Genomic DNA, 13,473 nt, shown 5'->3' with positions numbered 1-13,473 from the left:
AGAAGTGACAACAAAATGGTTAATAAATCTGAATTCCGTATAATTAACATAACATTTGACCTGAATTTCCCCATAATGCGCCGTTAAAAAATTTCACGTACCATATGTTTAATATGTTTATATAGATAAATAAATGCCGAATCTTGCTTTAATCGCTAATATTGACTAAGATAACTCTTATAACAAAGAGGCTATGTATTATGTGTTTCATAAGCGGAAAGACAAAGAGTTGCATCGTCATCTTTTGGCTAGTTGGTCTAATTTATCCCACATTAACTGCTCGTAAAATCCCGATTGAATCAACTAACAATCAGTGAGGAGAGTAATATCTACTAATGAAAGTGTCACTTTATAATATTGAGTATTTATTTTAGTTTTGCAACGCCCTCATTGTTAATGTTTGATAGATAAATAGCTCGAGAGAAGGGGAATATTAGATTTATGAAACAGAATATAAAAGTTTTAGCTATGGCAGTCGGTCTCACAGTGATGGGATCAACAGTAGCTACTTATACAAGTGCTGATACAGGTTGGAAACAAACTGGATCAGTATGGAATTACTATAATGTAAACGGTGTGAAGCAAACAGGTTGGCAGCAGGTAAACGGAGCATGGTATTACTTTAACGGAAGCGGAGCGATGCAAACAGGTTGGCAACAGGTAAACGGAGCATGGTATTACTTCAACGGAAGCGGAGCGATGCAAACAGGTTGGCAGCAGGTAAACGGAGTATGGTATTACTTCAACGGAAGTGGAGCGATGCAAACAGGTTGGCAGCAGGTAAACGGAGTATGGTATTACTTCAACGGAAGCGGGGCGATGCAAACAGGTTGGCAGCAGGTAAACGGAGTATGGTATTACTTCAACGGAAGCGGAGCGATGCAAACAAATTGGCAGCAGGTAAACGGAGTATGGTATTACTTCAATGGAAGCGGAGCGATGCAAACAAATTGGCAGCAGGTAAATGGAGCATGGTACTACTTCAATGGAAGTGGGGCGATGCAAACAGGCTGGATCCAAGATAATGGTAAACAGTACTACCTTGAAAGTAATGGTGTTTGGAATCCAAATACTACATCTGCAAATAATAATTCACGACCTGACGGGAAACTATTAGACGCATTTCAAAATGAAATAAAAACTCATATTAATAATCAAAAAGAAAATATAACGATGACATATAAATCCCAAAACTCTAATATTAATGAGGTTCTAAATACACTTGTTAAAGAATATGACAAGGCAGTCGAATCTAACGAATATTTGAATCATAATATTTCGCATACGCAATATTCCGTTCGTGGTATTCCAGGAAATTACACGTTTACAGTAAAGATTACATATCGTGAATCCAAAGGACAAACGGACTATGTAAAGGCGCAAGCGAAATCAATTATTAATTCCATTATCAAAGCTGGTATGGATGAACACGAAAAAGTAAAAGTAATCCATGATTATGTCGTAAAGCATGTTTCTTATGATACTTCTTTCCAAGCTTATACAGCATATGAAGCTTTAGCAAACCGCTCTGCTGTTTGTCAAGGGTATGCATTATTAACGTATCAATTGTTAAAAGAGGCTGGAATAGAAACTCATATTGTAACCGGAACTGGAAATGGACAACCACATGCTTGGAATCAAGTGAAAATTGAAGGGAAATGGTACCATCTTGATACAACTTTTGATGATCCAATTCCAGATGTGCAAGGACGAGTAACTTATTCATATTATAATCTGTCTGATGAACAAATCGCTAGAAATCATCAGTGGGATCGTAATAAATTTGCGCCGGCAACAACAAACTATGCTAATGAATTAGCAAAAAAAATCCAGTCGGGTAGCTCAAAAACATGGGAATATCAGGAAATATCAAAAATCATTAAACATTAAAATTAATGTTTTGATGTAACTGCTTTAAAACACTTACTTAGGCATACAGAGATTATGAACCTACAGAGGTAAGTAATATCCGTATGAAAAAGTACATGTATTCACGTTGAGGGTGTTGCAAAACCAAAATGAATATTCTTATAATCAATAAAACTAGTTAAACATAAAATATATAGTGATTTAGTTTTTGTGATAGCAGTGGCTGTTGAAGCTGCAATTTAATTTGTCAAAATGGAATTAGGTTAAAAAAATGAAATAACCTTAGTAGAACAGTTCAATTGATTTGAACTGTTCTACTTGTGTTTGTAAGGTAAACGTCAAGTAACTCCAAAATATACAATAAAACTGGATTTTGGAGTTGTTTTTTGTGTGCTTCACTTGTTTCCATAATGGTTACTTCAGCTGGTTTGATGTACATCCGAGGGTTTATTAATAAAGGGGGCTAGATCATAGGGGATGGGCATTGGAAGGTCCAGAGCTATTATGGCCAATTTAGGGATTAGCTCTGTTTGGCGCTACAATTGCTTATTATTATCGGAGGTGTGGTATGTGCAAATATTGCAAACGGATATAAAGTGAACATTTATTAAGTGTGGAAGTGTATTGCCAATGAATAGCAGGATAAATAATTTGTTACAGGAAAACAAAGCTCTTTTATAATTTAATTTTGACGGAATCGATACTTTTTTCCTTTTATCAGCTTGTGAAGTAGTATGGAAATTAGATTTATAATATAAAAGTCAGGCTAAAGTAATTGCAATAAGCAATTTGAATAGTAATCTTAAGTAAATAAAAAAGAGAGAAGAGCTCACAAATGTTCTTCTCTCTTTTTAAATCTAATTAGGGTTTCCATAACTGTAGATATCGATGGTGTAAATTAGTGAATATTGTCAAAGTAGTACTTCAAGTTAAGAGTATAAAAAGAAGTTTCTTTTTTCTGAAAATGTATATTAATACAAAATTAATTATTAATATCAATAAATGATTTTATGTTTCATTAATGGATTCATTGTCATCTACATTTATTATTTATTGCAACAGCTTTCATTTCCAAAATTAGATGTTTTAACAAAGGACAATATAAGTATCATTATAATGACTTTCCAATATAATCAATGTGTTAATGAAAGGAACTCTGTGTTATTTTTGCTTTTCTAGTAACTAATACAGCTTCAAACAAAGGACACAATTGCTACATGCTAAGTGTAATCTATTACTCATTCAAGATTCTGTTTATTCAATCTTTCTAAAAATAAAAAAATATTGAGCTCATAAATATACAAGCTATAATGAGGGCGTCGAGAGAGAATTTATTACCTTTAGAGAAAGTATCAAACCTAGTTTTTTGCAAAAATTCTAATGACATTGCAAGTAATCTTTTAAAATTGGACATACTGACATGATTACTCTAAGAAAGGTATGTGATTAAAAGGAAGTGTATTTGACACGAGAATGAAAACGCATTCAATGAGGTCTTGTTTTGAATCAGTCATTTTAATAACTTAGATTTAACTGCAATTAAAAATAACAAATTATGGGGGTGTTTATATGAATATGAATGTAGCATCTATTAAAGAAAAAAAGATTGTTAAATACAAAAGTTGTTTTGATGTGATTGGGCCAATAATGATAGGTCCTTCAAGTTCACATACTGCAGGTGCCTTGGCTATTGGAACAGTTGCCAATAAATTATTTCAAGGTCTTCCAAAAAAAGTTGTGGTAAAGTATTATGAATCATTTGCTGAAACCCATAAAGGTCACGGAACTGATTTTGCAATTATTGCTGGGATATTGGGATTTGCTGCCGATGACAGCAAAGTGCCAGATGCTATTAAAATAGCAGAATCTAAAGGAATTGACATTACCTTTATTGAAAAAGCGGGTGATAGTCCTGCTGGTCATCCAAATACGGCAGATGTACATTTAGAGGATGAAAGTCGAAGTATTAGAACGATGGGTATTTCGGTCGGTGGTGGATTGATTGAAGTCAAACATGTTGAAATTGACGGATTTAGCTTAGATCTGCAGGGGCCATTGCCAGTTATTATTGCGATTTCTGAAAGAGCTGACTTTGAATTTGTCTTACGAAGGATCTTTAAACAATATGATGTGGAAATTAACAACTTTCATAGTTTAGAAGATAACAAGAAATATTTATATGCATTCGCTTTGGATTCTCTATTGCCTGGTAATGCGCAGAAGGAATTGGGAAATTTAAGTAATATAGCTAACCTTATTATTCTTTAGTTCCATTAAGGAGTGAAAAAAATGTATATGACCATAAAAGAAATTGTGGATACAGCTAATAAAAGCCAAAAGCCAATTTATGAATTAGCAATGGAACAGGAAATCAAACAAACTAAAACTTCTTATGAAGAAGTTTGGAGTAAAATGGAACGAAATTTAGCGACTATGGAAAATGCCATAAATAAAAGTATCGAGGGCGACGGGGTATTTTCTCCAACCGGTTTAACCGGAGGTGATGCTGTTAAGATTAAAAATTATCGAGAAAATAGGAAAACACTTTCTGGCGATTTGATGGTGTTAGGGATTCAAAGTGCTATCGGTGTTAATGAAGTAAATGCTGCATTAGGGGCTATTTGTGCAACTCCAACAGCAGGTGCGAGTGGGACAATCCCGGGAGTCTTATTTAGTATTAAAGATACGTTGCAGTTAAGTCATGAAGATATGATTCATTTTCTATTCACTTCAGCGTTATTTGGAACGATAGTCGCAAACAACGCTTGTATTTCAGGAGCGTACGGAGGATGTCAAGCTGAAGTGGGCAGTGCCTCAGCAATGGCGGCTGCAGCAGCGGTAGAAGCTGCCGGAGGAACACCACAACAATCTTCTGAAGCTTTCTCAACCGCATTACAAAATTTACTCGGTTTAGTGTGTGATCCGGTCGCTGGTTTGGTAGAAATTCCTTGTGTAAAGAGAAACGCCATTGGAACGGCAAATGCTTTAGCAGCAGCGGATATCGCATTAGCCGGCGTAAACAATATCATCAATGCTGACGAAGTTATTGAAGCGATGTATAGAGTTGGAAGACAGATGCCTCGCGAGTTAAGAGAGACAGGTTTAGGCGGAATTGCCGCTACACCTACAGGGATTTCCATTAAAAATAAAATCTTTGGAGAGAAACAATCAAATCAATAAATAGTTATCGGATATATTGTGAAAAGTGTAACAAATTTATTCTCTATTGTTTGCCTAAGGATATCTGTATATTGGGGGAATTACCACTAAAATATACTACTATATAATTGAAACATTTTGTAAGTGGTAACAAACCCATCAGGTTGATGACTAGTGGAATTTTTGATTTTGATTAACTGAGAAGAAGGATAAACGATGTGGCGCACTTTTTAAGTAATTCATTTTTCAAGAACGATCTATATTCCTAAGTCTAAAAAGAGACGTAAGAATAGGACACAAGGAGGAAGTATTATATGAATGGGAATACTGCAAAAAACATAGAATTTCAAGCTGATAATACTGTAGCAGTAAAAAATGATAAATATCCAGATCCTAAAAAGTGGAATAAGCAGGATACTACCTGGGCATTGAGCCTTTTTGGAACAGCAATTGGAGCAGGAGTACTCTTTTTACCTATTAATGCAGGTTCAGGTGGTTTATTATCATTACTACTAATTACCATACTGGCATATCCCGTAATGTATTACTCACACAGGGCGCTTGCTAAAATGATTTATGCTTCTAATTCTGCTGATGAGGGGATTACAGGGACAATAAGAGAGTATTTCGGAAATAAGGCAAGTATTATTTTTAACATAGTATATTTTGTTTCAATTTATACGATCGTGCTGATGTATTCGGTTGCACTTACAAATACTGCAAGTAGTTTTATCGTGCATCAATTGCATATGCCAGAGCCTCCAAGAGCCATTTTATCGCTTGTATTAGTACTTGGTCTTATCGCTATACTAAATTTTGGTCAAGATATCACTGTGAAAATAATGAGCATGCTCGTATATCCTTTCATAGCTTCTTTACTTTTTATCGCAATATCTTTGATTCCACAGTGGAATACGTCAATGCTTAGTTTTTCAAATGTTTCTACTGCTTCAACAGGAACAGGATATTTTGGAACGATATTGATGATTCTACCAATCATTGTATTCTCGTTTAATCATTCTCCAATGATTTCATCATTTGTTATGAAACAAAGAGCTACCTATGGAATAGAAGCTACTGATGCCAAGTGTGCTCAAATACAAAAGGTTTGTTATATTATGACATTCTCTGTTGTTATGTTCTTTGTTTGGAGCAGTACCTTAAGTTTGACTCCAAATGATCTCATGATGGCAAAAGAACAGAACTTATCAATCCTATCATATCTTGCTAATGAGCTTAATTCGCCTGTAATTACTATTGCAGCTCCTATCATTGCTTTTACGGCCATAACAAAGTCTTTCCTTGGACACTATATAGGAGCATATGAAGTAATGCGTGACATGATTATCAAGTCCAGTCAAACACGCGGGAAAGATATAGGAGAAAAAACAGTTAAGACAATCATCCTTACTTTTGTCGTATTAACATGCTGGTATGTTGCTTATGCAAATCCAAGTATTCTTGGACTTATTGATGCTCTTAGCGGTCCGTTAGTAGCTGCTATCTTATGTCTATTACCGATGTATGCAATCTATAAAGTACCGGTACTAGCTAAATACAAAGGGAAAGCGAGCAATGTATTTGTCATTATTATAGGTATCCTTACTGTACTAGCAAGTATTAAATCATTATTCTAATCCACTATTTTGGGTTCTCATGTGAAAATCGTGAGATATGAAAAAAGAAAGATTGCTAGCGGAATTGAATTTTATATTGTGAAATCAAATAGATTATGGTTTTGGACAAATTTCTCACCTTGGAGAGTTTGTCCTTTTTTGATCATATGCTTAACTTCTATTCCAGCAATTACTTTTTTAGCTGCTTACACTGATTATAATTCAAGCATATTAGACTGCTGTCCCATACCTATCAAGCTAATATTTTAAAGTATCCCAAAACGAAAAATTCATATCACTACAACAGTGATTTATGAGAATGTACTGTTTTTTTGTTTTGGGGAACAATCAATTTCTTAAGTTGATATGCATGGGCGGTACCTCTTGTATGTCTTCCTTTATTTTTGGATTAATTATGACTTTTATTTTAAAGTTTGGCGCCCATTAAAGATTTTTTAATAGAAATGTAGAAATATCCTTTAAAGTGATATAAAACATATAATTATACATACATAGAGGAAACTCATTCAAAATGGAAGAATAGAGAAATAACTGTTGTTATATTTATGGAAATGTTAGAACTAAAGAAAAACACCTTTTATAAAAATATGAAGGAATATGAAGAAGTAAATTAGGGCTTTTCCTATAAAGCGTACGACCAACACTTTAACGAAACGCTAGCAAACCATCCGAATTTAAAATCTGTACGTATTTTGATTGGTAACGGAGAAATATCAAAACGTTTTAATTATAATTTAATTGTATTTGATAAAGACGGTAAAGAAAAAAGAATTAGAATTCAATACTCAAAAAAACCTTCGTAAAGAAGCATTCCTACGCGTCTACTACTCTGATAAAAAAGTTGAAGAAGATGTATCAGGTTGGGAAGAAGTGAAGCAGGACGAGATTCCTGCGAAAGTGAAAGAAAAACTAGCTGCGAAATAATAAAAATAAAAAGGGTTTGGCCTTAAAGGTCAAATCCTTTTCTGTTTTCAAAATCTTTTTCTGAAATGACTGTGAATCCATGTCTTTTAAATAGAGCTGTTGTTACGCCGTAACCAGTTTGTGTATTTCCGCTAATTACATAAGTCTTATCGTTTTTTGCATCAGAACAGATACCCCTATATTTATCTGCCTCTTTGCTAAGTCATCGAATAATCCTTACTTATACTATCCCGATTTCTGATAACTTACATGTAGAGATATCACTCAATATAACAAAAATGTAATGTTAATGAAATGTAATTCCATCGATACTATAAATGAAATTATATAAAATGAATAACATAAATGACTGGGAGTTAAAGAATTTTTATAATCAAAAAGGAGAAGTATTAATGCGAAATATATTAAGTGTAGAAAAGATTGAAAAATATTATGGTAATAAAGGTAATGTAACAAAGGCTATAGATAATATTAGTTTTAAGGTAGATGAGGGAGAATTTGTTGGGATAATGGGGCCTTCAGGAAGTGGTAAAACTACATTACTTAACTGTATATCAACGATTGATCATGTTACTACGGGAAAAATAATGATAAATAGTAGTGACATTACTCGGTTAAAATCAAAGTCACTAGATAAGTTTAGACAAAATGAATTAGGGTTTATATTTCAGGACTTTAATTTATTAGATACCCTTACTGCTTATGAAAATATTGCCCTAGCGTTAACAATAAAAGGTGAGAAGAGTTCAAAAATTGATGGGAAAATACAAGCAGTTGCAAAGTATTTAGACATTGAACAAGTATTAAGTAAATACCCTTATCAAATGTCAGGCGGACAAAAACAAAGGGTTGGTTCGGCAAGAGCTATCGTAACAGATCCATCTTTAGTACTTGCAGATGAACCAACAGGTTCGTTAGATTCTAAATCAGCTAGATTATTACTCGAAAGATTTGAAAGTCTAAATAAGGATTTAAAAGCTACAATACTTATGGTTACTCATGATGCATTTACAGCAAGCTATGCTCGTAGAATTCTTTTTATTAAAGATGGAAAAATATTTACCGAGTTGGTAAGAGGGAATGATTCCAGAAAAGAATTCTTTACTAAAATTATCGAAGTTATAACCCTTCTTGGAGGTGACGATAATAATGTACTCTAAGCTTGCTATTGGGAATGTAAAGAAAAGTCTTAAAGATTATGCAATATATTTCTTAACACTAACACTGGCTGTTTGTATATTTTATAGCTTTAACTCCATAGAATCACAAAAGGCATTTATGGAAATTAACGCTTCAGATAGGAAGTATGTGCCTGCAATAATGAACGCTATCTCAGATGTGTCAGTATTTATATCCGTAATATTAGGTGGTTTAATATTGTATGCAAATAATTTCTTAATCAAAAAACGTAAAAAAGAATTAGGAATATACATGACTTTAGGTATGGGAAGAAGAAACATATCTAGAATATTAGTAACAGAGACATTTCTGGTTGGTGTTATCTCTTTAGTGAGTGGGCTTATAATAGGTATTGGAATATCACAGGGATTATCTACATTTGCATTAAAGTTATTTGACTTGCCCATCAGTAAATATAAATTTGCAATTTCAACGGGCGCTATAGGTAAAAGCGTAGTATACTTTGGAATCATGTTTTTGCTTGTTATGTTATTTAATGTATATGTTGTTTCAAAATATAAAATAATTGATATGTTAACAGCAGGTAGAAAAAACGAAGATGTAAAATTTAGAAATCCTCTTATCTATGTAATCGCATTTATTATGTGTGTAGCATCACTTGGATATGCATATGTGACTGTACTAAAAATCGGATTGAATTATAATAACCCTATGCTCATGGTATCAATCATTCTTGGCATATTAGGTACATTGCTGTTTTTCTTTAGTTTATCTGGATTTATATTATATGTTGTAAAGAAGAATAAAAAAGTCTATTTTAAAGGGTTAAATATATTTATCATCAAACAAATAAATAGTAAGGTTAATACAAATTTTATATCCATGTCTGTAATCTGTTTAATGTTATTCATTACAATGGTGGCTTTATCTACAGGAATCAGCTTTAACAGAATGATGGACGAAACAACGAAAGAAATAACACCATTTGATGCCAGTATTACGTTGGACAATAAGGATGAAAGTTACACTATAGAAGACGTATTAAATAAATTTAATTTTAAAATAAGTAATAACGAAAAATATGTATCTTATAATGTATTTCAAACAGGGATGAAAGTGGTGGACTTTGTACCAGAACTTAAAGATTATAATTACAGTATAGATTTCATTAAAGTATCTGATTATAATAAAATTTTAAATCTTAAAGGTGAAAAGGAAATCACTTTAAATAACAATGAAATTTTACTTTTATCAAATGATAGCCGGTTGGTTAATTCGACAAATGAAAGATTAAAAAATAGCAATAAGGTGAATATTAAAGAAAAAGAATATCTGATAAAAAACGCTAAGGTTATACAAGAGAATCTTTACACTTATGATGTGCGAACTAATTACTTCACAATCGTTATAAATGATGAGTTTTTATCAGGCTACAAAATTACTGAGTCCGTACTTAATGTAAATTATTTAGATGGAAATAGAGAAGAATATAATAAAAAATATGATAGCGTTGCACGGGGCTTTTATGACGAAAATGGTCCGAAATTAAATATTAATCGTATAGCAGGCAAATCAAAGGATGAAGTTTGTGCAGAAAGTAAGGGAATGAAAACTATCGTACTATTTATTGGGATATATATAGGGATTGTATTTTTAATAACGAGTATGGCTGTATTAGCTCTTCAACAATTATCAGAAGCCAGTGATAGCATAGATCGATATAAATCTTTGAAGAGAATTGGTTCAAATGGAACAATGATCGACAAAACGATTTTTATTCAAACTTTCGTATACTTCAGTCTTCCAGTTATTCTTGCCATAATTCATTCTATTGTTGGAATTTATGTAGTCCATAAGTATATTAACACATTTCAACAAACAGACATTATCTTACCAGCATTGATGACTGGCTTAGTATTCCTTATAGTTTATGTAATATATTTCTACACGACATATGTCGGGTATAAAAATATTGTAAAAAGTAATACTTGATTTTATAATGCTTATTAGGGCTATTACACCTTGTTTCTCAAGATGTAATAGCCTTATATTCTGTATAGGGAGGGAAAAGTCATGAAAAAAATCATTCTGATTGAAGATGACGAAATCATCAGAGAAGAATTACAAAATTTTTTTATAAAATATGGATATGAAGTAAAGGCTCCCACAGATTTTAATCATATTATCAAATATATAGAAAGTGAGAATGCAGACCTTATATTACTAGACATAAATCTTCCTGTGTTCGATGGCTATTATATATGCAGAGAAATACGTAAAACTTCAGATGTTCCAATCTTCATGGTTACAAGTAGAGATAGTGATGTAGATGAACTAATAAGTATGAATTTAGGAGCAGATGATTTTATAACAAAGCCTTATAATACAGAAATACTATTAGCAAGAGTAACAAACATTTTAAGAAGAACATCTGGAGATTTCAAGATGAATCATATCTTAATTTATAGGGATTTTAATTTAAATCTTTCAAATGCAACAGTTACTTATCAAGACAAGTCTGTAGAATTAACTAAAAATGAAGTTAAAATACTCTCATGCTTAATAAATAATCGCGGGAATATTGTAAGAAGAGATTCACTCATAGAAACTTTATGGAAATCTGATTATTTTGTGGATGATAGCACCTTAACTGTTAATATAAATAGATTAAGAAAAAAGCTTGAAGAGATAGGTATAGAAAATCCAATTGCAACAAGAAGAAGCTTAGGGTATATAATGCCATGAATATAGGTGAATTTACTAAAGATAAAATGGTAGTAATACTATTTAATGTACTTGTATTTATTATACTAGCAGGTATATTGCTGACTGCGAATGTTCAGTTTATTATAATATTCTTTGTCTTTTGTATTTGGTTTTTTCCATTGATTTCATATATGATTATAGAATTTATAAAATGTAAAAATTATTATAATGAGATTAATGGCATTTTAGAAAACTTGGAGAAAAGATACCTACTACCAGAGGTAGTAAAGGAAGCAAACTTTATACATGGGGAAAAGCTTAACGCTATACTGAAAGAAGTAAGTAGAGATATGCATGAAAATGTAAAGTATTATAGAGACATACAGTTGGATTACAGAGAATATATAGAGACATGGGTGCATGAAATTAAGACACCAATAGCTTCTACAAAGCTTATAATTGAAAATAATCAAAATGAAGTAACGAATAAAATTGACTCTCAAATGGATCGAATCGAGGGGTTTGTAGAACAGGTTCTGTATTATTCTCGAAGCAATAACGTTAATAAAGACTATATTATCAAGCCAATCAACCTTGATAATGTAGTAAGGAATGTAATTAAAAGAAACTATAGGGATTTTATTCATAAGAGAATAAAATTAGATATACAGGATATTGATAAAATCGTATATAGTGATGGAAAATGGGTTGAATTTATTATTAATCAAATAATAGGAAATTCTATAAAGTACTCAAATAACAAAGAACAAATGATACGTATATACTCAATTAAGAAAACTAACTCAGTAATACTAACTATAGAGGATAATGGAGTAGGGATAGTAACTAAAGATATAAATAGAGTTTTTGAGAAAGGATTTACTGGAGAGAATGGAAGAAGATTCAGCAAAAGTACAGGAATGGGCTTGTATCTATGCGAAAAACTGTGTTCAAAATTAGGATTGAAAATTGGCATTGAATCTGAAGTGAATAGAGGAACTAGCGTTACATTAATATTTCCCTTGTCAGGTATGGTAACTTTTGAGCCCTGGTTATAAAAGGGATGCTGCCATCTTTCCACGAATTTCGTATGAAACTTATAAACAAATGTAAAACGGTATGAAAAGAGTAGAAATTCACTTCATACCGTTTGTATTATTTAGCCATTTAACATATTGGTATATGTAATTGTGAATCGGATGGATGTTAATCTGGATTAGTCATTACTATTTTTGATATCCACTAATACTTAAAGTAAGATTTGGTTCGGTTGCTACACAGACCTCGTAAGCGAGAAATTGTACACGATATAAAACAGTAAAATAAACATCCGATCCCCTACCGTACAAGGAATCGGATTTTTTGTGTCTAAAATGTGTCCAAACGTACAGTTTTCTTTTTTTGATATGGGACCCCAAAGAGGCAAAAAGAGATAGTTCATGAGGCAGATCAAGTTATCCAATTTGTAGGAATAAATCAAAAAAAGGAATCGCACTTTTTAGGAGAACTCTTCTCTGCAATACTGAATAAAAAGGTAATAGAAATCAATGATTGTAGCTATGGTAACAATCATTGAATCATTTAACACTTAAGATTATTAATTACAAATAGAAATTGGTATTGCTTTAGTTGGGATTTAGACAAAAAAGAATTTCGAAATTTCCGTTGTGACTATATTCAATATACAAAGTATGAAGATGAGGAAAGCATTCCTTTTACTGAAGAGACAATTAGTTCGTTATATAGAAAACAATTCAATACACAACGACCTTTTTCTTTTAAAGTTAGTGAGAAAGGGGTTGAACAATTCTATAAACGCATTTACGATAACATGTCTCTTCAAGAAGAATAACAAAACAAATACATTATTGTGACTTTTGGAGAAAAGGAGATGGATTTTCTGGTTCAGTATTTTTTGTCTTTCGATAAAGAAATTAAAATAATTCCTCCGGAAATGCTACGCTCCAAATATAAGGAATATTTAAAAGAAATATTGGTGGATTGTTATGAAATAAAAAATAGTTCATCTGCAAATTAG

The 13,473-nt window shown here is 32.2% G+C and carries 9 protein-coding genes and 3 pseudogenes; 11 read left to right on the top strand and 1 reads right to left on the bottom strand.

Annotated features, from left to right (window positions below; translation table 11 throughout):
• The first annotated feature begins 441 nt into the window (after positions 1-441).
• The 5 genes and pseudogenes from A6J74_RS07575 to A6J74_RS07550 all read left to right on the top strand — a co-directional run bounded on the left by A6J74_RS07575 (position 442) and on the right by A6J74_RS07550 (position 6,665).
• Positions 442-1,890, top strand: a complete 1,449-nt coding sequence (locus A6J74_RS07575; RefSeq protein WP_000812373.1) for a transglutaminase domain-containing protein — start codon at positions 442-444, stop codon at positions 1,888-1,890.
• 371 nt (positions 1,891-2,261) lie between these two features.
• Positions 2,262-2,464, top strand: a pseudogene (locus A6J74_RS30655) (hypothetical protein); the annotation flags it as partial.
• 974 nt (positions 2,465-3,438) lie between these two features.
• Positions 3,439-4,137: an L-serine ammonia-lyase, iron-sulfur-dependent subunit beta gene (gene sdaAB, locus A6J74_RS07560; protein ID WP_001056997.1), complete on the top strand. Its 699-nt coding sequence runs from the start codon at positions 3,439-3,441 to the stop codon at positions 4,135-4,137.
• A gap of 21 nt (positions 4,138-4,158) precedes the next feature.
• On the top strand, positions 4,159-5,049 hold the full coding sequence (sdaAA, locus tag A6J74_RS07555) for an L-serine ammonia-lyase, iron-sulfur-dependent, subunit alpha (RefSeq protein WP_000282015.1): 891 nt from the start codon (positions 4,159-4,161) through the stop codon (positions 5,047-5,049).
• A gap of 293 nt (positions 5,050-5,342) precedes the next feature.
• Positions 5,343-6,665: an aromatic amino acid transport family protein gene (locus A6J74_RS07550; protein ID WP_001014214.1), complete on the top strand. Its 1,323-nt coding sequence runs from the start codon at positions 5,343-5,345 to the stop codon at positions 6,663-6,665.
• A gap of 71 nt (positions 6,666-6,736) precedes the next feature.
• Here A6J74_RS07550 and A6J74_RS30365 read toward each other — a convergent pair.
• Positions 6,737-6,847 (bottom strand): annotated as a pseudogene (locus A6J74_RS30365) (IS6 family transposase); the annotation flags it as partial.
• Positions 6,848-7,366: 519 nt separating this feature from the next.
• Between A6J74_RS30365 and A6J74_RS07535 the strand changes: the two are divergent.
• The 6 genes and pseudogenes from A6J74_RS07535 to A6J74_RS30360 all read left to right on the top strand — a co-directional run.
• Positions 7,367-7,589, top strand: a pseudogene (locus tag A6J74_RS07535) (YxeA family protein); the annotation flags it as partial.
• A gap of 392 nt (positions 7,590-7,981) precedes the next feature.
• Positions 7,982-8,749 (top strand): ABC transporter ATP-binding protein, encoded by a 768-nt coding sequence (locus tag A6J74_RS07530; protein ID WP_001244406.1) that lies wholly within the window; start codon positions 7,982-7,984, stop codon positions 8,747-8,749.
• Entirely contained in the window at positions 8,739-10,721 is a 1,983-nt protein-coding gene (locus A6J74_RS07525; protein WP_053446534.1) for an FtsX-like permease family protein, read from the top strand. The genes A6J74_RS07530 and A6J74_RS07525 overlap by 11 nt, the downstream gene beginning before the upstream one ends.
• An 81-nt stretch (positions 10,722-10,802) precedes the next feature.
• Positions 10,803-11,474 (top strand): response regulator transcription factor, encoded by a 672-nt coding sequence (locus A6J74_RS07520; protein WP_000720530.1) that lies wholly within the window; start codon positions 10,803-10,805, stop codon positions 11,472-11,474.
• Positions 11,471-12,493 (top strand): sensor histidine kinase, encoded by a 1,023-nt coding sequence (locus A6J74_RS07515; RefSeq protein WP_001020451.1) that lies wholly within the window; start codon positions 11,471-11,473, stop codon positions 12,491-12,493. Before A6J74_RS07520 ends, A6J74_RS07515 begins: the two co-directional genes overlap by 4 nt.
• 542 nt (positions 12,494-13,035) lie before the next feature.
• Positions 13,036-13,287: a WYL domain-containing protein gene (locus tag A6J74_RS30360; protein WP_224992858.1), complete on the top strand. Its 252-nt coding sequence runs from the start codon at positions 13,036-13,038 to the stop codon at positions 13,285-13,287.
• Positions 13,288-13,473 lie beyond the last annotated feature (186 nt).

This window comes from Bacillus sp. FDAARGOS_235 (assembly GCF_002073415.2).
Lineage (GTDB): Bacteria > Bacillota > Bacilli > Bacillales > Bacillaceae_G > Bacillus_A > Bacillus_A toyonensis.
Note: the sequence above shows the minus strand (reverse complement) of the source record. Positions and strands in the feature narration are given on the sequence as shown.

Excerpts from the sequence above, each read along its gene's own strand:
- A6J74_RS07575 (WP_000812373.1), top strand. The coding sequence starts at position 442 with ATGAAACAGAATATAAAAGTTTTAGCTATGGCAGTCGGTCTCACAGTG.
- A6J74_RS07520 (WP_000720530.1), top strand. The coding sequence starts at position 10,803 with ATGAAAAAAATCATTCTGATTGAAGATGACGAAATCATCAGAGAAGAA.
- sdaAA (WP_000282015.1), top strand. The coding sequence starts at position 4,159 with ATGTATATGACCATAAAAGAAATTGTGGATACAGCTAATAAAAGCCAA.
- A6J74_RS07525 (WP_053446534.1), top strand. The coding sequence starts at position 8,739 with ATGTACTCTAAGCTTGCTATTGGGAATGTAAAGAAAAGTCTTAAAGAT.
- A6J74_RS07530 (WP_001244406.1), top strand. The coding sequence starts at position 7,982 with ATGCGAAATATATTAAGTGTAGAAAAGATTGAAAAATATTATGGTAAT.
- A6J74_RS07515 (WP_001020451.1), top strand. The coding sequence starts at position 11,471 with ATGAATATAGGTGAATTTACTAAAGATAAAATGGTAGTAATACTATTT.
- A6J74_RS07550 (WP_001014214.1), top strand. The coding sequence starts at position 5,343 with ATGAATGGGAATACTGCAAAAAACATAGAATTTCAAGCTGATAATACT.
- sdaAB (WP_001056997.1), top strand. The coding sequence starts at position 3,439 with ATGAATATGAATGTAGCATCTATTAAAGAAAAAAAGATTGTTAAATAC.